This is a genomic window from Finegoldia sp. P1-F-LS, from assembly GCF_052932205.1.
In genome coordinates this window covers 37,508-60,042 of the sequence record NZ_JBRFJH010000006.1, presented here as the reverse complement: position 1 = coordinate 60,042, position 22,535 = coordinate 37,508, and the positions used below count along the sequence as shown (strand labels likewise).

General features: G+C 29.6%; 20 protein-coding genes. 19 read left to right on the top strand and 1 reads right to left on the bottom strand.

Features of this window, described 5'->3' with window-relative positions; all coding sequences use genetic code 11:
- The first annotated feature begins 23 nt into the window (after positions 1–23).
- From glgB to ACU68Y_RS06210, 13 genes are all read left to right on the top strand, one after another.
- Positions 24–1,928: a 1,4-alpha-glucan branching protein GlgB gene (gene glgB / locus ACU68Y_RS06270; RefSeq protein ID WP_446755700.1), complete on the top strand. Its 1,905-nt coding sequence runs from the start codon at positions 24–26 to the stop codon at positions 1,926–1,928.
- An 8-nt stretch (positions 1,929–1,936) separates the two neighbouring features.
- Positions 1,937–3,076 carry a glucose-1-phosphate adenylyltransferase gene (locus ACU68Y_RS06265; protein WP_446755701.1) on the top strand — a complete coding sequence of 380 codons (1,140 nt, stop codon included), beginning with the start codon at positions 1,937–1,939 and terminating at the stop codon, positions 3,074–3,076.
- Between the two features lie 9 nt (positions 3,077–3,085).
- Positions 3,086–4,198: a glucose-1-phosphate adenylyltransferase subunit GlgD gene (gene glgD / locus ACU68Y_RS06260; protein ID WP_446755702.1), complete on the top strand. Its 1,113-nt coding sequence runs from the start codon at positions 3,086–3,088 to the stop codon at positions 4,196–4,198.
- 10 nt (positions 4,199–4,208) lie between these two features.
- Complete coding sequence (gene glgA, locus ACU68Y_RS06255; RefSeq protein WP_446755703.1) at positions 4,209–5,633, top strand: glycogen synthase GlgA; 1,425 nt, start codon at positions 4,209–4,211, stop codon at positions 5,631–5,633.
- Complete coding sequence (locus tag ACU68Y_RS06250) at positions 5,630–6,016, top strand: hypothetical protein (protein ID WP_446755704.1); 387 nt, start codon at positions 5,630–5,632, stop codon at positions 6,014–6,016. The genes glgA and ACU68Y_RS06250 overlap by 4 nt, the downstream gene beginning before the upstream one ends.
- A 12-nt stretch (positions 6,017–6,028) precedes the next feature.
- Positions 6,029–7,726, top strand: coding sequence for a glycogen/starch/alpha-glucan phosphorylase (locus ACU68Y_RS06245; RefSeq protein ID WP_446765327.1), 1,698 nt, complete (start codon positions 6,029–6,031; stop codon positions 7,724–7,726).
- A gap of 9 nt (positions 7,727–7,735) precedes the next feature.
- Entirely contained in the window at positions 7,736–9,544 is a 1,809-nt protein-coding gene (pulA, locus tag ACU68Y_RS06240; protein ID WP_446755705.1) for a type I pullulanase, read from the top strand.
- Complete coding sequence (locus ACU68Y_RS06235) at positions 9,544–10,161, top strand: hypothetical protein (protein ID WP_446755706.1); 618 nt, start codon at positions 9,544–9,546, stop codon at positions 10,159–10,161. Before pulA ends, ACU68Y_RS06235 begins: the two co-directional genes overlap by 1 nt.
- 8 nt (positions 10,162–10,169) lie before the next feature.
- Entirely contained in the window at positions 10,170–11,867 is a 1,698-nt protein-coding gene (locus ACU68Y_RS06230; protein ID WP_012290786.1) for a phospho-sugar mutase, read from the top strand.
- Positions 11,868–11,982: 115 nt separating this feature from the next.
- Complete coding sequence (locus ACU68Y_RS06225) at positions 11,983–12,555, top strand: xanthine phosphoribosyltransferase (RefSeq protein WP_002837691.1); 573 nt, start codon at positions 11,983–11,985, stop codon at positions 12,553–12,555.
- An 89-nt stretch (positions 12,556–12,644) separates the two neighbouring features.
- Entirely contained in the window at positions 12,645–13,151 is a 507-nt protein-coding gene (locus ACU68Y_RS06220) for an FHA domain-containing protein (protein ID WP_002837647.1), read from the top strand.
- Positions 13,141–14,475: an FtsW/RodA/SpoVE family cell cycle protein gene (locus ACU68Y_RS06215; RefSeq protein ID WP_002837679.1), complete on the top strand. Its 1,335-nt coding sequence runs from the start codon at positions 13,141–13,143 to the stop codon at positions 14,473–14,475. The genes ACU68Y_RS06220 and ACU68Y_RS06215 overlap by 11 nt, the downstream gene beginning before the upstream one ends.
- 1 nt (position 14,476) lies before the next feature.
- A complete protein-coding gene (locus ACU68Y_RS06210) occupies positions 14,477–15,883 on the top strand; it encodes a peptidoglycan D,D-transpeptidase FtsI family protein (RefSeq protein ID WP_446765326.1) in 1,407 nt (468 codons plus the stop codon).
- Between the two features lie 48 nt (positions 15,884–15,931).
- Here ACU68Y_RS06210 and ACU68Y_RS06205 read toward each other — a convergent pair whose 3' ends face one another.
- Positions 15,932–16,753 (bottom strand): NAD(+)/NADH kinase, encoded by an 822-nt coding sequence (locus tag ACU68Y_RS06205; RefSeq protein ID WP_002837640.1) that lies wholly within the window; start codon positions 16,751–16,753, stop codon positions 15,932–15,934.
- A gap of 64 nt (positions 16,754–16,817) precedes the next feature.
- Between ACU68Y_RS06205 and ACU68Y_RS06200 the strand changes: the two genes are divergently transcribed.
- The 6 genes from ACU68Y_RS06200 to ACU68Y_RS06175 all read left to right on the top strand — a co-directional run bounded on the left by ACU68Y_RS06200 (position 16,818) and on the right by ACU68Y_RS06175 (position 22,473).
- The gene (locus tag ACU68Y_RS06200) at positions 16,818–17,513 is read left to right on the top strand and encodes an RluA family pseudouridine synthase (RefSeq protein WP_446755707.1); all 696 of its coding nucleotides are present in this window, start codon (positions 16,818–16,820) and stop codon (positions 17,511–17,513) included.
- Positions 17,514–17,986: 473 nt separating this feature from the next.
- On the top strand, positions 17,987–19,243 hold the full coding sequence (locus ACU68Y_RS06195; RefSeq protein ID WP_446755708.1) for a zinc ribbon domain-containing protein: 1,257 nt from the start codon (positions 17,987–17,989) through the stop codon (positions 19,241–19,243).
- 88 nt (positions 19,244–19,331) lie between these two features.
- A complete protein-coding gene (locus ACU68Y_RS06190) occupies positions 19,332–19,955 on the top strand; it encodes a YtxH domain-containing protein (RefSeq protein WP_094202714.1) in 624 nt (207 codons plus the stop codon).
- Positions 19,956–19,962: 7 nt separating this feature from the next.
- Positions 19,963–20,403, top strand: coding sequence for a hypothetical protein (locus ACU68Y_RS06185; protein ID WP_002837755.1), 441 nt, complete (start codon positions 19,963–19,965; stop codon positions 20,401–20,403).
- A gap of 156 nt (positions 20,404–20,559) precedes the next feature.
- Positions 20,560–21,465 carry a diacylglycerol/lipid kinase family protein gene (locus tag ACU68Y_RS06180; protein WP_446755709.1) on the top strand — a complete coding sequence of 302 codons (906 nt, stop codon included), beginning with the start codon at positions 20,560–20,562 and terminating at the stop codon, positions 21,463–21,465.
- A complete protein-coding gene (locus ACU68Y_RS06175) occupies positions 21,466–22,473 on the top strand; it encodes a LacI family DNA-binding transcriptional regulator (protein ID WP_002842202.1) in 1,008 nt (335 codons plus the stop codon).
- Positions 22,474–22,535 lie beyond the last annotated feature (62 nt).

Here is a 22,535-nt window from a genome sequence, read left to right as displayed (position 1 = left end):
TACTTTTATAGCTTGGAGAATATATGGAAAAATATTTTTATCATGGAAAAAATGAAACAGATGTTTATTTATTTCATGAAGGAAACAACAATAATTTGTATAAATTTTTAGGATCACATATTTATACGGATGATATTGGGACCTACACCAGATTTTTGGTGTGGGCTCCTAATGCAAAAAATGTAAATTTGGTTGGAGATTTCAATAATTGGAACGACTATTCACTTCCACTTAGAAAATTAAAAGATGGAGAAATTTGGGAGATATGCATTAGAAATGTCAAAATATTTGATTCATATAAGTACAGAATAGTCACGCAGGATTCAGAAGTTTTGTATAAAGCTGATCCTTTTGCATTTCATAGCGAATTAAGACCAAAAACTGCTAGCAAAGTTTATGATATTGAAGGCTATAAATGGAATGATCAAAAATGGCTTAAAAAAAGAGAAACGACAGATAAATTTAATAGTCCTATGAGTATCTACGAGATAAATCTTTCTTCATGGAGAAAACATGGTGAAAATTATCTGTCTTATGTTCAACTATCAGATGAATTGGTATCTTATCTCAAAGAAATGAATTACACTCATGTTGAGTTTATGCCATTAATGGAGCATCCTTTTGATGGCTCGTGGGGATATCAACTTACGGGATTTTTTGCAGCGACTTCTAGGTTTGGATGTCCAAAAGATTTGATGTATTTGATTGACAAATTACACCAAAACGACATTGGAGTTATTATGGATTGGGTTCCAGCTCATTTTTGCAAAGATGATTTTGGGCTTAGAAAATTTGACGGAAGTAATTTATTCGAAAAAACAGATCAATATTTAGCTGACAACGATCAATGGGGAACGTTGAACTTTGACTTTTCAAAAAAAGAAGTTGTAAATTTCCTTATATCTTCTGCGTTATTTTGGTTCAAGTACTATCACTTGGATGGGCTAAGAGTTGACGCAGTGGCTTATATGATTTACTTAAATTTCTCTGGAAAAGACATCCGTAACGAAGATGGTGGATACGAAAACAAAGAGGCAATTGAATTTATCAAAAAATTAAATAATACAATTAAACAAGAGTTCCCTAGTGTTTTTGTCATTGCGGAAGAATCGACTGCTTGGCCAAATGTAACAAAGCCAGTAAAAGAAAATGGTCTTGGTTTTGATTTTAAGTGGAATATGGGTTGGATGAATGATATCATAAAATACATGAAAATGGATCCTCTATTTAGAAAAGATCACCATAACTTACTAACTTTTTCGATAATGTATGCATTTAATGAAAATTACATTTTGCCATTTAGCCATGATGAAGTTGTTCATATGAAAAACTCGATGATTGGAAAAATGCCAGGAACTTACGATCAGAAATTCGATCAAATAAGACTTTTGTATTCGTTCATGTTTGCACATCCTGGTAAGAAACTTTTGTTTATGGGTAATGATATAGGCCAATTTGATGAGTGGAATGAGTATAAAGAAATCACATGGGAAGTTTTGGAATACGAGAAACATCAAAAACTTAAATATTTCATGAAAGATTTGAATAAATTCTACTTAAATAATGATGAATTTTATGATTTGGATACAAGCTATTCTGGTTTTCAATGGGAAGATGTGAATAATGCAAATGAATCTTTGATAATTTTTGAGAGAATTAATTCTAAAAATGAAAAAATTATTTGTATTTTTAATTTCACACCAGTTAGAAGAAAAAAATATCCAGTAGGAGTAGACGAATATGCACTATATTCAGTTGTACTTAATTCTTCAATGAAAAAATACGGTGGAAGTTTACTAAGAAACAAACCATATTATTCAAAAAATAAAGAACATAACAACAGAAAATTTTCTATTACGGTTGATATAGAACCATTTTCTGCAATGTTTATTAAATTGAACAAACTTAGATGTATCAATAAAAATTAGGAGGGCTTATGAAGGCACGAAATAGAGTAGTAGCTATGCTTTTAGCGGGAGGACAAGGCTCAAGATTAAAAGCTTTGACAAAAAAAGTTGCAAAACCAGCAGTGTCATTTGGTGGGAAATATAGAATAATTGATTTTGCCTTAAGTAATGCTGCGAATTCCGATATAAGGGATGTAGGAATTTTGACACAATACAAGCCATTTAAACTAAATTCACACTTAGGAAATGGATCTAGCTGGGACTTATCCAGAAATTCAGGTGGTCTAAGAATTTTATCACCATTTGCTACAGAAGTTGGTGGTAATTGGTATGAAGGTACGGCAAATTCAATTTACGAAAATATGAATTATTTGGATGAATTAGATGCAGAATATGTTCTAATTTTATCTGGTGACCATATTTATAAAATGGATTACAATGAGATTTTGAAATATCATAAGGATAAAAATAGCGAACTTACAATTGCTGTAATGGAAGTAGATTGGAGTGAGGCTAGCAGGTTCGGTATTATGAATACTGATGATAATGGAAAAATCGTTGAATTTGAAGAAAAACCAAACAATCCAAAAAGCAATTTAGCTTCCATGGGAATATATATTTTTAATTGGCACACTTTGAAAAAATATTTGATCGCTGATAATGAAGACAAGAATTCCAAACACGATTTTGGTATGAACATAATCCCTAAGATTATAGATGATGGTTTGAATGTTTTTGCTTGGAAGTTTGATGGTTACTGGAAAGATGTGGGAACTGTAAGAAGTTACTGGCAAGCGAACTTGGATTTATTAAATCCTGATAATAAGCTTGATTTGTACGATACTAGTTGGAGAATTTACACAAAAAACAGAAATCTTCCTCCTCATTATGTTGATGAATTTGCAGATGTTAAAAAATCATTAATCAATGAAAATTGTTTGATTTATGGGAATGTTAATAATTCTGTTTTGTTTTCATCGATAACTGTGGAAAAGAATGCAGAAGTTCATGATTCTGTTATTTTAAGTGATACTGTTATCAAAAAAGGAGCAAAACTTTACAACTGTGTCGTAGCAGAATCCATGACTATTGAAGAAAATCAAGTTATTGGAGAAAAAGACTCAGACAAAATCTTCTTAGTTAGTGAAGATGGAATCGAAGAGTGCTAGGAGGAAATTATGCAAAATTGTATTGGAATTATATATGGTGGAAAAGGTAGACAGGATTTCGGATATTTAACTGATTCCAGACCAGAATATATGCTTCCTTATGGAGCTAGATATAGGATTATAGATATTGCTTTGAGTAACTTTGCAAATAATGAATTTTCAAATGTTGTTTTGTATGGCGGAAAAATCATGAGATCAACTCTAGATCACTTGGGAAATGGTGAAAGTTATGAATTAAATAGAAGAAGAAACGGACTTGTTATTTTCCCTCCGACTTTTGAAAATGCAGGCAAGGAAATTGTCGCTTACAACGAAACAATAGAGTTTTATTTGAGGTCAAAGGAAGATGAGTTGTATTTCTACGATCCGATGGTTATTTTTAGAGAGGATTTTTCAGTATCACACGATAGATTTATCGAGCAAGATTTGGATATACTTTTATTTTGCAAAAAAGTAGATAATGCAACAGGATTATTTATCGGAGAAACTAGACTAAATTTAGATAATAATGGTAATTTGATTAGTATAGGAACAAATCAAGGAATTGATGATGAATTTAATTTGATGACAAATATTGGGTACATGAAAAAATCTGTTTTCTTAAATTTGATTCACGATGCAGCAAAGAATTCCAGTTCCAATGAATTAATTGATGTTATTATCTCTAATTTAGATAAATTAAAAATCGGCGTTTACATGATAGATGGATATGTTGAAGTCATCAGAAATTTGACGCAATTTTATGATGCAAATTTAAAATTATTAAATGAAGATGTTTACAAAAATGTATTTTTCAAAAACGGTTTGCTACTAACAAAATCAAAAGACGAGCCATCTGCTTTGTATGGAGAATCTGCTTGCGTGAAAAATTCATTGATTGCAAACGGAGTCAAAATAAACGGAAAAGTCGAAAACTCAATTATTTTCAGAGGTGTAGAAATTCAAGAAGGGGCAGTTATTAAGAATTCTGTTATTTTTGAGAGGTCAATGATTGAAAAAAACGCTGTTGTTGTAAACACAATTACAGATAAAGGAGTTTTAGTAAAAGAAAATGTAACTGTAGTTGGTAATCCAAATTATCCATACGAATTAAAAAAGAATGCTATATTAGAAGACAAATAGGGGAACTTAAATGAAGATTTTATACTGTGCAGCAGAGGCTGATCCGTTTATAAAAACAGGTGGACTTGCAGATGTAGCAGGTACGCTTCCACTAGAGATGAAAAAACAGGGTCATGATGTAAAAGTGGTCATTCCTTTGTACAAATTGATTAATGAAGAATACAGAAAAAAATTTGAATTTGAAGGAAGCTTTTACGTAGACTTGGATTTTAAGCATCATTATGTTGGCGTATTTAAATACATTCATAGAGGTGTTGAATTTTATTTTCTAGATAACGAAGATTATTTCAATAGAGATAATGTTTACGGAGAATATGATGATTGTGAGAGATTCGTGTTTTTCTCAAAAGCTTGTGTCCAATTGTTACGATATATAGATTTTGATTGTGACATTATCCATTCAAATGATTGGCACACGGCCATGGTTAATGTTTATGCCAGAGACTTTGCAAAAGGCGACCCTTTCTATGAGTCAATTAAAACAGTTTTTACAATTCACAACTTAAAATATCAAGGTGTTTTCAGTTCCAATTCATTAAGGCAAACAGACTTATCACCGATGTATTTTACTGAAGATGCATTAAAATTCTACGATGCAATTAACTTCATGAAAGGCGCAATAGTTTTCAGCGATAGAGTTACAACTGTTTCCAAAACATATGCCGATGAGATAAAGTATTCTTTCTTCGGAGAAGGGTTAGATGGGATTATAAGACAGTATCACTATAAAATATCCGGTATTACAAATGGCATTGATACGACAATTTGGAATCCAGAAACAGACAAATATTTATTCAAAAATTATTCGCTGAAAAATATAAAAGACAAGGATGAAAACAAAAAAGTGCTACAAAGAATGTACGGATTAGAAGAAAAAAATGTTCCTGTATTCGCCATGGTGACTAGATTGGTTGAAAACAAAGGACTAGAACTTGTTAGATACATTATGGACGAATTTTTGACTACAGAAGATGTTCAAGTGGTAATTTTGGGAACAGGTGACTATTCTTATGAAGAAATGTTCAAATACTACGAGTGGAAATTCCCAGATAAATTAAAAGCAAATATTTATTATAACAATGAAGAATCACACAAGATATATGCGGGTGCAGATTTCTTAATGATGCCTTCAATATTTGAGCCTTGTGGGATATCACAATTAATTGCTATGAGGTATGGAACAATACCAGTAGTGCGTGAAACTGGAGGATTGAGGGATACTGTTCAATCATTTAATGAATTTAGCAAAGAAGGTAATGGATTTTCATTTACAAATATCAATGCACATGACTTCTTGTATACATTGAGACGCGCAATATCTTTTTACTACAATGATGATTTTAATATAATCAAAGAAAATGCTATGAATTCTAAAAATGATTGGGAAAAATCTGCGAAAGAATACATCGAACTTTATGAGGAGATTATTAAATGATGGACATTTCAGAAGATCAACTAAGAAGATTACTACAAATCAAATTATCGTATAATTCGTTGGTTGATCTTCAAGATGCAAATCTATATGAAATTAGAATTGCGCTTAATGAAGTCATTAAAGAATTGATTTCTGAAAATCAAACTAATAGTAACACTGACATATCATCAAGATCATATATAGTATCATTTGAACTAATGGTAGAAAATCTGTTTGAAGATTATATTGAAAAACTCAATATAAAAACTTATTTGCAACATATTTTACAAGAAAAATATGATGATGTTGTAAATATGGACAATGATTTGCACTTAGGTCAAAGTTATATCGGAAGATTCGCCGTAGATTTGTTTGAGAAGTTTTCAAAACAAGGTAAGTTTTGAAAAGCATATTCTATTTTTTACAAAAATTCACAGTTCAAACAACAAATAATCGATGAAAATCAAATTGAGACAGCATTCCACGAACCAAAAACAAGCGTTGTTTTTAAAAGATCTACTCAATACGATATAGAATTAGATAATAATATAATAAAATCTCAAATTTACGATATTCCTTATTTAAATGAGAATACTAATTTTATTAGATTATTTGCACCAAAAGCTAACCCGAATCTTAATTACGAAAATTTTATTCGCGGAAGAATTGAGGAGATTTATTCTGAAGAAAATAAAATTGATTCGATTCGTCAATTTGTTTACACTCCTGAAATTGATGAATTCGGGAAATATATTAAATTCTTGCAACAAAAATTTCTATCGGATTCAATAGTGGAAGACATATTTAATGATGAAATAAAATTTTTCGAAAACGCAGATAAAATTGAACAGCATATTCAAATTAATATTGTTGAAACGAATGTTTCCTTAGTAATAATTTCGTTTTTACAAAAACTTTTGGATTTGGGATTTGATTTTGAAAAAGCTTTGATAAAGTGTAATAAAATTTTCGGATATATCAATATTAATCTGCACAGAGAGTCATTTGAATTAATGGATTTGAGGTATTTATATCAATTTGCTGATATAAAAAAGATAATTGAATTAATAAATGGAAATGCTCTTAAAAATGGATATCCAGAAATTATCAAGGAAGATTTCCTAGATTGTTTTAATCTGATAGCTTTCATATCTCACGAAATAATTGTAGGTTCTAATTATCATAAGAAATATTTATTAGAAAGCGAATATATAGATATTGACACAAATATTCAAAATAAAATTGCGATACAAACTTATGGATTTAACGACGATTTATTCAATAATAAGATAGATTGCGATAATTTGTATTCTAGCAAACTAAAGTACAAGAAAAAACTTGTCAATAAGTATAACCTGAAAAATATAAATGATAATAGTATTTTTAATATGCAATTATCAGATTTTCACGAAGGTAAAAGACAAGTTTTAAATGTTTTTTATATCTTGTATTTATACTTAAAACTAAAAGATAATGTGAACACTATCATCACTCCAACGACTTTTTTTATTGGCGGTATGAGTTCGTTTGATTATTTATTTTGCAAGAAAATAATAAGCTTGTGTATCGGTCTATCAAATATAATAAATTCAGACAAACTTATTCAAGAAAAAATCAAACTAATATTTGTTGAGAACATAATGCTTGATCAAATGCCAGACTTTGCTAAAGCAAGTGATGTTTTCAATTATATTCCTTACAAAAACTTCGATGTTTCAAATACTTATCCCTATGCTTTTATGAAGAACGGATCAATTTTATTAACTAGTAATTCAAATGTTTATGAAAATGTAAATAATTTAAGCGAAAATAACGGAGTGTTCAAATTTGATAAAGAAAGCTCTGCAAATACTGAATCTAGTTGTATGAACTTTATATTAGAAAATATAGAAATAATAAAAAATCAAAAAGTTATAGACGAATTTATGGAGATATATAATTTGATTATCAAATATAATGATAGTTTTAATGTAATAAACTCTTTTGACAATTTTGCTGAAGTTAACGAAAAAATTCAAATAATGTATCTAGATGAAAATTTGTGGAATGGTTATATGTTGAAAAATATAGAAATATCGGACATTTTCGGAATTAATTATTTAAAAGATTATTAGGAGTTATAAATGTATGAGTTAGGATTTAATTACAACAAAGAATATACGTTTTTCAAGATTTATGCTCCTAAAATAAATAGAGTAAAGTTATTACTTTATGAAAATTACAATGATGTAAGATACAACTCCATTGATATGAAAAAAAGTGATGGATATTTTGAAGTCAAAGTTGAAGGAGATTTGGATGGAATTTACTACAAATATCAGCTTGATGAAAAATTCGAAATTGTGGATCCATTTTGTAAAGCTTCTTCAATTAATAGCTTAAAATCATGTGTAATAGATTTGAATTCCACAAACCCAGATGGTTTTATTCATGAAGAATACGAAATAGCAAACAAGAATGAAGCTATAATCTACGAATTATCAATAAAAGATTATTCTTCTGACATATCGAGTAAAATTAGAGATGATTATAGAGGGAAATTTTTGGGATTGATAGAGGAAAGTGATGTTTCTGGGATAAATCATTTAAAAGATTTGGGTATAACACATGTTCATTTGATGCCTGTATTTGATTTTGTAGGTATTGATGAGAGAAATTCAGAAAGATTTTCTGGAGATAATTACAATTGGGGATACAATCCTGAAAATTATAATTGCATCGAAGGGAGCTATTCCACAGAGCCAGAAAATCCAAAGAATAGAATCATTGAATTCAAAAAAATGATTCAAACATTACATGCAAATCATATTGGTGTGATTATGGATGTGGTTTACAATCATACTTTCAGAAACAAAGATCATCCATTTAATCTGATTTATCCACAATTTTATAGAAGTGATAAGGATGGAGATTTCACAAATGGATCTGGAGTTGGAAATGAATTAAACACCGAAGATGAATTTGTGAGACGATTTATTATTGATAGCTTATTGTATTTTCAAAAAGAATTTCACATTGATGGTTTCAGATTTGATTTAATGGCTCTAATAGATTCAGAAACAACCGATAAAATCGTAAGTGAACTTAGAAAAAACGATGAAAATGTAATTATTTACGGAGAGCCATGGATGGCAGATGAATCTCCGTTACAGAAAAATAAAAGAACGATTTTTGGTAGTCAAAAAGGGAAGGATTATGCTTTTTTCAATCCGTTTTTCAGAAACGCTATTAAAGGAGATAACGATGACGATTCTACAGGTTTTGTTCAAGAAAATGTAGATAAAATTGGTTTGGAAACTGGAATTTGTGGATCGATTTATTATGATGAAAAAAGACATGGTTTTTGCGAAAATCCTAATGAAACCATTAATTATTTTAATTCTCACGATAATTTAATTCTTCAGGATAAATTAATTAAAACAAACGCAGATATCGAAACGTCAACAAAGCTTTGTTTTGATTTGATAATGCTAAGTAAAGGGGTACCGTTCTTTCATTGTGGAAATGAGTTTCTAAGAAGTAAGTCGATGTATAAAAACACTTATAATCTTTCTCTTAGTATCAATGCAGTTGATTGGAAATTGAAACACGATTACGTTGAAATATACGAATATGTTAAATCATTGATTAAATTTAGGAAAATGCATCCAGAATTTAATCTGAAAGATGCGAATGAAATTAGAAATAAAATTAAATTTTATGATGTAAATGATTATTGTATTTGTTTCAGCGTTAAAAACAATGAAGGATTTTTACTTGTATTTATAAATTCAGGAGAAGGCTTTACATTTGATTTGAATGAATATTTTGAAGATTTTAACAAATGCACGAAAATTTTTGACGAAAAAATCATTGAAATGGAAACAAATGAAAATGAAATTTTGATTGATAGAAGAAAAAGCGGGGTATATTCTATAAGTATGGAGAAATAATGAATACTAGATATGAACTTAAAGATGTAGATGAAATTTTGAATATTGAAGGTTTTTTCGGTGGAGATCAACAATGGTTTGAAGATATTTTGAATTCGAACTATCTCACTAAAAAGGGCTGTTCAGTAATTGCCATGACAAATTATTTTATCTACATTGCTAATACAAAAAGAGAATATGCCAAGTTAGTTCCAGAAAATCTTTTGGGAAAAAGAATAACTAAAACTGAATATATAAAATTTGCAGATATGCTGTCAACATTTCTGAAGCCTAAAATATACGGCGTACCATTTTTGTTCCCTATGAATAACGGAATAAGAAAGTATGCCAAGAAAAATGGAATGAGTCTTGTAGCGCAAAACTACAATTTTACTTGGAAAATCAGAAACATTGTGACATATATAATAGGAGCAATAGCAAATGGCTATCCAGTTTTGATGTTGACATTAAATCACAAAAATCCTGATGTTAAATTTCATTGGGTCACTATAAATTCGATTTACTACGACGATGGTTGGAAAATTGAATGCTCTAATTGGGGAGTAAAGAGAGTGTATGATTTAGAAAAATGGTTTAAGCAAAAATCTTTGTATAAAGGTTTAATTTATTATCAATAGGAGGATTTATGGATTATTTAAAAGTATACAATGAATGGTTAAATGATAAGTCTTATGATGAAGAAACAAGAAATGAATTGGAAGCAATAAAAGATAATGATGAAGAAATAAAAGATAGATTTTATAAATCATTGGAATTTGGTACTGCTGGATTGAGAGGAAAAATTGGAGCAGGCACTAATAGAATGAACAAGTACAACATCATGAAAACTACACAAGCACTTGCCGATACTATCAAAAATTACGGCGATGAAGCTTTGAAAAGAGGCGTTAGCATTAGCTACGATGTTAGAAAATTTTCAAAAGAATTTGCAGAAATCTCTGCAAATGTACTTGCATCTAATGGAATAAAAGTTTATTTGTCGGATGATATAAGACCAACACCAATGTTGTCGTACTCTATTAGAAAATTCAATTGCATTTCAGGAATTATGATTACTGCTTCTCACAATCCAAAAGAATACAATGGATACAAGGCTTATTGGGAAGAGGGTAGCCAAATTCTTGAAGACAAGGCTGATGAAATTTTGAGTAATTTGGACAAAATCAAAAGTTTTACAGAAGTTAAGATAGGAGATTTTGAAAAATTAATAGCTGAAGGTAAAATACAATATTTTGGAGAGAATTTGGACAAAGATTATTTTGAAGATGTTCTAAGTCTTACAATTAATGATGACAACATTGATAAAGATGTGAAAATTGTTTATACTCCATTGAACGGAACTGGAAATAGATTCGTAAGACATATTTTAGATGTTAGAGGATTCAAAAATGTTTACGTTGTAAAAGAACAAGAAAATCCTGACAGCAATTTTACGACTGTTCCTTACCCAAATCCTGAAAATCCAGAAGCATTTGAATATGCAATTAATTTGGGAAAAGAAGTTGGAGCTGATTTGCTATTAGCAACTGATCCAGATGCAGATAGAACTGCTGTCGAAGTTTTAAGTAACGGAGAATATGTTTTCTTAGATGGCAATAAAATCGGAGCTTTGTTGACAAACTACATTTTGAGCCAAAGATATGAAAAACATGATTTGCCAGAAAACCCTGCAGTTGTTAAATCAATTGTAACGGGTGATTTATCATCTAAAATCGCCAAAAAATACGGCGTTGAAATGATAGAAACATTAACTGGATTTAAAAATGTTTGCGGAAAAGCTAATGAATACGAAAAAACTGGAGAAAAGTCTTGGGTATTTGGCTACGAAGAAAGTATTGGTTATTCTTATGGAACATTTGTAAGAGATAAAGATGCAGTAAGTTCTTCAATGATGATTTCAGAAATGTTAGCTTATTACAAGACACAAGGAAAAACTTTGATCGATGTTTTAAATGATTTATATAAGGAATTTGGATATCACGAAAATTCACTATCTTCCGTTGTTTTAGAAGGATTGGATGGTCAAGAAAAAATCGGAAGAATCATGGAAGAATTCAGACACAATCCAATTAGTGAAATAGGTTCTACAAAATTAGTTGAAACAAAAGATTACGATGTAAATTTTGAAGATTATGGAACTCCAAGATCAAATGTTTTAAAATATTATTATGATGATGGATCATGGTATGCGCTACGTCCTTCTGGAACTGAACCAAAAATTAAATTATATATTTATTCTGTTGCAGATTCAAAAGAAAAAGCTGAACAAAAAGTTTTGGATATTGAAAAAATAGCAAAAGAAAAAATGATGAATGTTAAGTAACTTTATAATATCACTTATTCTATATTTTAGAGTAAGTGATATTTTTTAATTGGCAAATATTGTGATTTTTTGATATTGTATGTATAATATATTTATTAAATTTTAGGAGATATAAATGAGAAAACTTGAAGAGAGAATAATGAAAGACGGTTTGGTATTACCGGGAAATATACTGAAGGTAGACAGGTTCATTAATCATATGATTGATCCTGTTCTTTTTGAAGATTTAGCAAATGAATTTTACGAAAAATTTAAGGATAAAAAAATCAATAAAATACTTACAATAGAAGTCAGTGGAATTGCAATAGCATATGCATGTGGTATTAGATTTAATTGCCCAGTTGTTTTTGCAAAGAAAACAAGCTCAAAAACGTTGGGCGACAATTGCTACAGAACAGAAGTTTTTAGTTTTACAAAAAACAGAAGCTATGAAGTAATGGTTTCAAAAGAATACTTAGATGATAAAGATCATGTTTTATTGATAGATGATTTTCTTGCAAATGGGAAAGCTTTGGAAGGGTTGATTGATATTTGCTCACAAGCAAATGCAACTGTTGAAGGAATTGGAATTCTAATCGAAAAAGTTTTTCAAAAAGGTGGAGAAAATCTAAGAAGACAAGGATACACCATAGAATCATTGGCAAGAATCAAAGGATTTACTGACGATTCTGTTATATTTGAAGATTAATTTTGACAAATTGTAACTTTATTATTCATTTATTAAGTTCAAAATGTGATATATTATATTAGGATAAAAATGAGAAAGGATGGAATTCTATGAAATACATTATTGACATATTAGATGCATTCTTTTCTATACAAATTACTCCGAATTTAAAATTATATAATTTAATTTCTATGTTTTTTAAATATTTGTTTGTAATAATCATTTATTATTTTATTTTCAATATAATCAAGATGATTTATTTGGATATAAAAGGAACAAACAATATGAATTACAGTTCAAATACTTATTTAAAACTTATTAATAGAAAAGAAAATTTGCCTTTTAAAATACAAGAGCATTATTTTATAGGAAGAACTGCCACTATAGGAAGAGATGATAGCAATCAAGTTGCATTGAAGGATAGGTTTATCTCTAAGAGACATGCACGTATTTATAAAGAAAAAAATAATTATTATATTGAGGATTTGAATTCTGCTAATGGAACTTTTTTGAATGGAAATAAACTGATTAATTCTGCTAGATTAAACGACAAAGACTTAATAGATATTGGACAAATTGAATTCATGTTTGTAAATGGTGACAAAGATGCAAACTAAACGTAAACAAAATAGCAGATTTAAAGAATTTATCGATAACTTAAAGCCAATGCGTGTTAATGGTAGGATGATTAAGCCAGTTTATTTAATACTTTTGTTTAACATATTTGGCTTTTTTCTTGCTTTAGGATCAAATGAAAAAGGATTAGATACAAAAGCACTAGCTTACTTTTTGTTTGCTACGATTTTAATGTTTTTAGCAAATAAATACGTAACAAAAATCACTAAGGGAGACGGATATATATTACAAATTGCATGTATGCTTTTTAGTATAGGTATAATTGTTATTTACAGACTTAATCCTCACGAAGGATTAAAACAAATAATGTGGTTCACAATTGGAATACTGTTGTTTTTTGGAACTTTTTTTATTTTGAAAAGTTATAAAAAATGGTACAAATTTACTGCACTTTATTTGATTGGTTGTATAGTAATGTTTTTAATGACATTACTACTTGCAGAAGATAAATATGGTGCTAGAAACTGGATAAGTATTTTCGGCATTGGTTTTCAACCATCTGAAATCACTAAAATATTGTACGTGTTTTTCTTAGCAAGTTATGATTACAATATTGATTTATTGGACAGAATAAATTTAGATTCAGCAAAAAAATACAAGAAATACCTTCCAATAATCAAAAGATACTTTCTAATGATTGTCGTGTATTTTTTTATAGGATTGTTTTTCTTGCAAAAAGATTTGGGAACTGCGATGATTTTTTACGGATTATTTTTAGTTTATCAAATTGTTAATCAAGAAGACATCAGATTAATTATATTGAACTTACTAATCGCTATAGTTGGAGCAGTGGCTGCGTATATGCTTTTTTCTCATATAAGAATAAGAGTGTCTACATGGCTTGATCCATGGAAGAATATTGACGGAATAGGATATCAAATCACGCAAGCTTTATTCGCAATAGCAAGTGGAGGATTTTTCGGAACTGGGCTTGGATTAGGAAGGCCTGATGTAGTTCCTGTTGTAACAAGTGATTTTATTTTCGCAGCTATCTGCGAAGAAATGGGAACTTTTACAGGAATGGGCGTAATAATGTTGTTTTTGATTTTGATTTACAGAGGGATGAAAATTTCATTGTATCAATCAAATAAGTTCTACAAAATTGTTGCCCTTGGAATTTCTGTTATTTTTGCAATTCAAGGTCTTGTTATGTTCGGTGGAGTTATGAAATTGGTTCCTTTGACAGGAATCACAATTCCATTTGTAAGTTACGGTGGTACTTCAATGGCGATGTCATTTATTTGCTTGGCAATTTTACAATTCTGCTCAACTGATCAAGGAGAGGAAGATATTTATGCAAAATAAAATGAACAAAAGAATTATAGTGGTTTTATCTTTCTTGATGACTTTGTTCGTGCTATTGGTTTTGTATTTGACATATTTTCAAATAGTAAAAGCGGATAAAATAGCAAACAATGAGTACAATAAAAGGTTATGGGTAGATGAAGATAAGGTTGAGCGTGGAACTATATATGACAGAGATAAAAATGTATTGGTAGAAACTAAGAAAGATTCAGCTGGAAAAAATTATAGATTTTTTGATTATGCTGATATTTATGGAAATATTACAGGATATAACTCAAAAACTTACGGTACAGCTGGTCTTGAAAAATCTTATATGAAAGAATTGTTGAATATTAACAAAGACACTCCTTTATCACAATTGAGAAATATAGTAAGTTCAAATAATAAAGGTAACGATCTTGTATTGACAACAAATTCTACTTTACAAAAGCTTGCATACAATTTGCTAGATGGCAAAAAAGGTTCAATCGTAATGATGAATCCGACTACTGGAGAAGTTTACGTAATGGCGACTTGCCCATCCTATAATCCAAATGAAGTATCTTCACAATGGCAAGAACTTTTGAACAGGGAGTCTTCTCCATTATTAAATCGTGCAACACAAGGTATGTATACTCCAGGATCTGTTTTTAAAATAATAACTGGTAATGCAATATTGGAAAACGAAGATAAAGTTGACAAAGTTGTTGAGGATAACACGGGTACAATTGAATTTAATAAATACACTATTTCAAATAACAATGGAGCTGTGTATGGGGAGACTGATTTAAGAAAAGCTCTTGTAAAATCATCTAATGTTTATTTTGCATCTCAAGGTGTAAAATTGGGCAATAAAATTTTGCAAGATAATACTTCGAAATTTATGATTGGTAAGAAAATTCCTTTTGATTTGCCTGTTGCAGTGAGCGTCAATGGATATATGAAAACAAAAAGTAATGCAGATATTGCAACAACAAGTTTTGGACAAGGAGAAACCTTGGTAACTCCTTTGAATATGGCGATGGCTATGAGTGCTGTTGCTAATAATGGACAAATGTTGAAGCCATACTTGGTTAGTCAAATAATAGATTCTGAAGGAAAAGTTGTTAAAGAAACTAAGCCTGAATTATTATCTGAAATTGGTAATAAAAAAAATATGGAAACATTAAAAGATTATTTGAGATCGACTGCAGAAAGCTACGATACATTAAATGTTAGCACATCTGTAATTGCAAAATCAGGTACGGCAGAAATTAAAGATAAAACAAGTACACATGCTTGGTTTGTTGCAGCTGCACCTGCCAAGAAACCTAAATTTGCTATAGCAGTAATCTTGGAAGATGACAACTCTTACGGTGTGAAAACTGCAGGACCTATAGCTTCAAAAATGCTTAACGCAGCAATTAATGAATTGGGTTTAGAAAAATAAAAAAACATGGATAGCTTTGATAATTCATTGCAATCCATGTTTTTCTTTTTATAAGAATTTGTCTTTGATATTTAACCAATACCAGTCTTTTAAGAAAACTAATTTGTTGATATATTGATCAGAATAAGTGAAATTTACATAATCTACATTATCATAGCTTCTGTTCAATCCGTCTGCCAAAACTATGGAACTTTTTCTGTCAAAATTGTGGTCTCTAAAATACAATGTAACATTACTTTTCGATGGAACTACAAGAGAATTCAAAAGTGAACGATAAGCTTTCGAATTAATTGGAGCTAGTGGAGTCACTTGGAAACCATCTAGACCATGATACAAAACAGATCCACCCGCTGAGAAGTTATATGCAGTTGACCCAGAAGGAGTGGAGACTATTATTCCATCTCCAGCAAATGATTCTAAGTGATTATCATCGATGTATACATCCAAATATACAATAGAGGAGTCATCGCTTTTTACTACGAACTCGTTAAGTGCTTTGTGTGTATAAGTTTTGCTGCTATTTCTGATTGCGGTTTTTGATTCTAGTAAAGAAATTTTTTCAATTCCATAATTTTCATTGATTAAATCTGAAATAAATTTGTCGATATTTGGAATTAAAATTTCTTGATAAAATCCAAGATGTCCTGTATTTATTCCAACGAAAGGAATTGTTGAAAACTCGTATTTATGAACAGCTCTTAAAAAAGCACCATCCCCGCCAATGCATAGATTAATGAGTGCATTTTCGTCAAAATCAAATGTAGGTTTGAATCCTTTCTGTTCTAATTTATCTTTGACAATCAGCGCTGTTTCCAGCGATTTTTGGTTATCGTTTACATATATATTTATAATTTTGCTGTTATTGTTCATTTATTCTAAAAGCTCCTAATATTTGTTATAATTTTATTATACCAAATAACTGGAGATTTAAACAATGAGACAAATTAGTTTTAATGTAGATAAAAAAATAAGATTAGATGAATTTTTGAAAAAAAATCACATTTCCCATAATTTATTCATCAGTATTTACAAAGACGATATTTTTATAAATGGGAAACATGCTAAGAGAAACTCTAAGTTAGAAAAAGGAGATATTGTAACTATCAATCTTAGGGATGAAGAAAACAAATATGAGCCAATTAACATGGACATCGAAGTTCTTTATGAAGATGATGATATTTTCGTATTAAATAAACCTGACAAGCTAACTATGAATAAAGATGGAGAAAAAAGCTTGGCAAATTTCGTGTCTTATTTGTTTGAACAAAGAAATATTAAGCAGAAAGTTAGATTTATAAATAGATTGGATCAAGACACATCAGGCGTGGTAATGGTTGCGAAAAATAAAATAGCACAAGCTTTTTATCAAAAAAACTCATTTAAGAAAAAATATTTGGCAATTGTGATGGGAAATCCAATAAATCAAAAAATAGAGTTGAATTTGAAACGAGATGGAATTAAAACAGAAATTGATGAAAATGGGAAAAAAAGCGTGACAATTTTGGAAAATTTGAAAAATTATGGCGATTATTCATTGGTAAGTTTAGAGCTATTAACAGGAAGAACTCATCAGATAAGAGTTAGCATGGAATATATCAATTGTCCAATTGTTGCAGATAGCTTGTATTGAGAAAAAATCAAAAACTTTTCTCAAATGCTTCACGCTAATAAGATAGAATTTGTGGATATGAAAGGGGAGTTCCATAATATTGCGACAAATCTTCCAGAAAGATTCAAAGATTATTTGAAAGAATAACTTCCCTTGAAAACAATTTTACGTTGTAGTATAATTAAATTAACCTCAGAAGAGGAACCCTGAAAAATTAAACCGACACACACTATAAGGGATGACGGACGTTTGATAATTGATGACGAGCCCTCCTTGAAGGGATGCCAGATGTTTGATACAGTCAACCCACCTTCACATACTGAAGGTCATTAATTGATTAGGGTCTTCTGAGGATATTTTGTGAATAAAAGCGATTTCGCTTATTAGCATGGGAAAAATCTCATGCTTTTTTATTATGCATTTAATTTTATGTTATCTATTCACTTAAGTAGCATGAAAATGTATAATATATGATAGATAAGGTGAGTGATATTATGAAAGATTCTAATTTAAAAAAATGCCCAAATTGTAATTCATTTGTAGAAATTGATGATAGATTTTGTAGAGTATGTGGTCATGATTTTTCAAAAGATGATGATTATTCTTCTGAAGGCAAAACATTTGAAGATTTTTTGTTAGAAGCTTCTAAATTTAGAAACGAAACTCAAAACCATAAACTTGGATTAACAGAAAATGAAGAATTTTTAAATTCTTATGAAGAAAATTCTTCTAATGAGAAGAATCATTATCATGAGAATAAATACTCAAATCAAGACACAACAGATAGGCTAAATGTTGTAGATATTGAATCAGAATCCTTGAAAGAAGAAAGAAAAAAAGCATATCAAGAAACAAACAACGATTATGAAGATTACTATGATTATTACGATTACGATGATGATAAGTCACCTATAATTAAAAAAATTATCTTGTCTGTTATTGGAATAGCTTTATTAATTGGTATTGTATTTGGAATCAAATACATAAAACCAATGTTTCAAGAAAATTTAGCAGAAAGAACCATCACTGCAGAATCTGTAAAAGCTAAATTCATACAATCTGTGCAATCAAAATCATCAGAACAAATGATAAGCGTTGTTCAATCTTCAAACCAATCTATACCTTTTAAAAATAAAGATGCAGAAGAATTTATAAACGAAATAAATTCTAATCCACAACATCAAGCGACTATTTTGAAATGGTTAGAGGATGATGAAGCAAAATTAAAATCAAATAAATCATACAAAAGTACTAATCCAATAAAGATGGTTAAAGGAAATGATGGATATAAAATTTTGATAGATCCAATCAAACTTACAATAGAAAATCCAATAAATGCAAAGTTGAGTGTAGAAAATGCATCGGAATATGCATTTGCTGGAAAGAAAGTTTTAGTAATTGAATCAAATGATTTAACTTTGAGACAAAATTTTGATTTGTCATTTTTCTCTAAAAATAATACTATTAATTGGGACACGGTAGATATCAGTAAATCTCTTCCTGATTTTGATGTAACAAGTGGGGATAAAAATTACGAAATCAGAAAAACAATTGATGAAGACTGTCTTGTATATGTAAATGATAAAAACACAGGACTTACTACAGATAATTTTAATGATAGAGGTAAAAAAAATCTAACAGAAGATCAAGATTTTGTGAGAATTGTAGCCAAAGGGAAAAATGGACTATTAAAATCTCCTAAACAAACTGTTGGTTGGGAAACTTGGGTTAGATTGTATTTAAAAGACTAAATTATAATTATTTTATTAAAATGATTGAGCATTTTAATAAAAGGGTATAATAAAAACATAGTAAAAAATTATTTAAGGAGATGTTATTATGAGTTTAATGGATTACTTGGAACATAAAAGAAGAGAAAAAGAAAGACAAATCAAATGGGAAATTGCTAAACGTAAATACGAAGACGAAGCTAAAATTACATTAGGTACAGTTATCGGTGCTTCATTAGGTTTAGCAGCTGGTTTATTATTAGCGCCTAAATCAGGTGAAGAAACTCGAAAAGATATCAAAAAATTCGCTGAAGAAACAAAGAAAACAGCAGTAAATAATTTTAACGATGCAGTAGACACTGTCAAGTTAACTGCAGATAATGTTACAGACAGCGTAAAAGACAAATATCAAGATTTCCAAGATAGAGGAATGACAGAATTAAACAGAGTTTCTGATCAATTTGACGAAGTTAAAAATGATTTAGGAGTTCTTGGTGAAGATCTTAAAGAAGTAGTTAAAAAAGATGCAAAAGATATCAAAGAAGATGTAAAAGATACTAAAGAACAAGTAAAAGATTCAGCAAAAAAAGTTGGAGATTCAGCTAAAAAAGTCGCAGAAGATGCAAAAGAAGGCGCAGAAAAAACTGTAGAAGAAGGCAAAAAACAAGCAAAGAAAACTGCTGAAACTGCAAAAGAAGAAGCAAAAGAAGTAAAAAAAGAAATCAAAAAGTAGGTAAGAAATGATAGATGCTTTATATATATTTAAAATAATATTATATATTTGTTTATCTGGATTCTTAATTGCTTTAATCGTATTCTTATTAAAACTTACTGACCTAATCAAAAGCATAAAAGCTGTTTTGGCAGATAATAAAAAGGATATCGATAGATCAATTGGCGAAGTTCCACAAATCTTGGATAATGTATCAGGAATTACTAATAAAGCCGATAGATTAATTGGCGATGTTTCTCCAGATGTAAGAAATATTACAAATAATGTAAGTAACACTTTATCTCATGTGGAATCTGTTTCAAGCAATGTATCTAATACTGTAGATTATGTTGCAGAATCTGTAACAGATACTGCTACTAATATAAAATACGGATTTTTAAATTCTGCAGACTATGTTGGATCTGCAAGGGATATTATCAATTTCGTAAAAAGTTTAGCTAGAAGATAATTGAATAAAATTTTTTAAGCCAATCTGAGTATTTCTGATTGGCTTATTGTAAATTTTAAGTTCACTATATTTCTATGAAAACAATTGTAAAAATGTTAAATTCCTATTGAAAAACGATTGAATTTTTGATATGCTATTAAGGAAAGATGGGATAGAATGAAAAAAATAAAAATTATCTCGAATCCATCGTCTGGGAGTCAAGCACATAGTAGAGATTTGACGAAACTAATTAATTATTTAATAGAAGATAATTTTGTGGTTCAACTTTTTAAAACAAAGAAGAAAAATGATGCTTACAATGAGGCATTTAATACATCTTCAGATGAGTGGGATTTGATAGTTATTTCTGGCGGAGATGGAACGGTTAATGAAGTTGTAAATGGAATTTGCGATAGCGAAAGTGATATTCCGATTACGATATATTCTACAGGTACAGTAAACGATTTCGCAACTTATCTAGACTTGCCATCAACACCTTACAAATTATATAGAATGATTAAAACGGGTAAAATCATAAAAAGCGATGTCGGAAAGATAAGTAATGATGATTCGCATAGGTTTTTCATCAACGTTTTTGCAGTAGGAAATATTGCTTCTGTTAGTTATGTAACTGATAAGGCTCAAAAAGCGATTTTTGGTAGACTGGCCTATATTGTAGAAGGATTAAAAGAACTTCCAAACACATTGAATCAGCCTATGGAGTTGAAAATCAAAACTAAGGATGATTATTTAGAAGTTAAATCGCCTATAATGATTATTTCAAACTCGAATACTGTAGGTGGATTTGAAAATATTTGCCCACAGGCAAGAATCGATGATAATAAATTAGATGTTTTGATTATTAAACATTCTCGTCTTAAAGAAGTTGCACAGATTATGATAGATGCTTTTAGTTCAAAGCATATCTACTCTGAAGATGTATTATATTTTCAAACTGATACTTTAACCATTGAATCATCACAGACTGTTCCAGGAGATGTTGATGGTGAATATGGTGGAAATTTACCAGTGAAAGTTGAGATTAATAACAAACCAATAAATATTTTAGTAAGGAGCGATTAAATGTCATCACCAACAATTAAAGATGTAGCAAAACTAGCTGGGGTTTCGATTTCTACAGTATCTAGAGTTATGAATGATTCTAAGCCTGTAAGCCCAGAAGCGCGTAGAAAAGTTTTGGATGCAATCGAAAAACTTGATTTTAAGCCAAATGAATTGGCAAGATCTTTGGTAATGAAAAGATCCAATTTGATTGGCGTTGTAGTGAAAGATATCGGTATTCCATACATGGCACAAATTGTAAGAGGCGCTGAAGAAATTGGAAGAATGTACAAATACGATATACTTTTATCTTCTACATATGGCGATTTGGAACAAGAAAAAAAGATTATAGATTTCATGTTCACAAAGCAAGTGGAAGGAATAATTTTGATTTCAGAAGATATTGAGCCAGAGGTTATTTTTAAATTAAAGGATCAAACAGTTCCATATATTCAATTGGATAAGTTCTGGAATATAAAAGATGTTCATACTGTACAAATAGATTACAAAGAAGCTATGATAAATATGATTAATCATATTTATGATTTAGGTCACAAGAAAATTTTATTTGTAAAAGAAAATCAAGACACTGAAATTGGTCAAGAAAAATTAAAAGGATACAGACAAGCTTGTGATGATTTGAAATTAGAAAAATTTGAAATCTCATCAGAAGGAGTTTCTGTAAAAGATGGTTATGAAGCAGGAGATAAGATTTTCCAATTAAAAGAATCACAAGATATAACTTGTGTAAGTTTTAGTGAAGATGCACAAGCTATTGGATTTATAAATTATTGCTACGATAATAACAAAAAAGTTCCTGAAGATATTTCTGTATCCGGATTTGGAGATATACCAATGACAAGTATTTACAGACCAACTCTTACTACAGTTCAAGAACCTTATTATGATATTGGGGCAGTATCAATGAGAACTTTAGTAAAGGTCTTGAAAGAAAACAAAACTATTAATGAAAAAGCAATACTAGGTTCTCAAATAATGAAAAGAGAATCTGTAAAAGATATCAATTAAAATATTTTCCTGTTTAAAAAATCGAATAATAGGATATAAATAAAGTAGTCATAGGAGGATTA

Excerpts from the sequence above, each read along its gene's own strand:
- glgB (WP_446755700.1), top strand. The coding sequence starts at position 24 with ATGGAAAAATATTTTTATCATGGAAAAAATGAAACAGATGTTTATTTA.
- ACU68Y_RS06265 (WP_446755701.1), top strand. The coding sequence starts at position 1,937 with ATGAAGGCACGAAATAGAGTAGTAGCTATGCTTTTAGCGGGAGGACAA.
- glgD (WP_446755702.1), top strand. The coding sequence starts at position 3,086 with ATGCAAAATTGTATTGGAATTATATATGGTGGAAAAGGTAGACAGGAT.
- glgA (WP_446755703.1), top strand. The coding sequence starts at position 4,209 with ATGAAGATTTTATACTGTGCAGCAGAGGCTGATCCGTTTATAAAAACA.
- ACU68Y_RS06250 (WP_446755704.1), top strand. The coding sequence starts at position 5,630 with ATGATGGACATTTCAGAAGATCAACTAAGAAGATTACTACAAATCAAA.
- pulA (WP_446755705.1), top strand. The coding sequence starts at position 7,736 with ATGTATGAGTTAGGATTTAATTACAACAAAGAATATACGTTTTTCAAG.
- ACU68Y_RS06235 (WP_446755706.1), top strand. The coding sequence starts at position 9,544 with ATGAATACTAGATATGAACTTAAAGATGTAGATGAAATTTTGAATATT.
- ACU68Y_RS06230 (WP_012290786.1), top strand. The coding sequence starts at position 10,170 with ATGGATTATTTAAAAGTATACAATGAATGGTTAAATGATAAGTCTTAT.
- ACU68Y_RS06225 (WP_002837691.1), top strand. The coding sequence starts at position 11,983 with ATGAGAAAACTTGAAGAGAGAATAATGAAAGACGGTTTGGTATTACCG.
- ACU68Y_RS06220 (WP_002837647.1), top strand. The coding sequence starts at position 12,645 with ATGAAATACATTATTGACATATTAGATGCATTCTTTTCTATACAAATT.
- ACU68Y_RS06215 (WP_002837679.1), top strand. The coding sequence starts at position 13,141 with ATGCAAACTAAACGTAAACAAAATAGCAGATTTAAAGAATTTATCGAT.
- ACU68Y_RS06210 (WP_446765326.1), top strand. The coding sequence starts at position 14,477 with ATGAACAAAAGAATTATAGTGGTTTTATCTTTCTTGATGACTTTGTTC.
- ACU68Y_RS06205 (WP_002837640.1), bottom strand. The coding sequence starts at position 16,753 with ATGAACAATAACAGCAAAATTATAAATATATATGTAAACGATAACCAA.
- ACU68Y_RS06200 (WP_446755707.1), top strand. The coding sequence starts at position 16,818 with ATGAGACAAATTAGTTTTAATGTAGATAAAAAAATAAGATTAGATGAA.
- ACU68Y_RS06195 (WP_446755708.1), top strand. The coding sequence starts at position 17,987 with ATGAAAGATTCTAATTTAAAAAAATGCCCAAATTGTAATTCATTTGTA.
- ACU68Y_RS06190 (WP_094202714.1), top strand. The coding sequence starts at position 19,332 with ATGAGTTTAATGGATTACTTGGAACATAAAAGAAGAGAAAAAGAAAGA.
- ACU68Y_RS06185 (WP_002837755.1), top strand. The coding sequence starts at position 19,963 with ATGATAGATGCTTTATATATATTTAAAATAATATTATATATTTGTTTA.
- ACU68Y_RS06180 (WP_446755709.1), top strand. The coding sequence starts at position 20,560 with ATGAAAAAAATAAAAATTATCTCGAATCCATCGTCTGGGAGTCAAGCA.
- ACU68Y_RS06175 (WP_002842202.1), top strand. The coding sequence starts at position 21,466 with ATGTCATCACCAACAATTAAAGATGTAGCAAAACTAGCTGGGGTTTCG.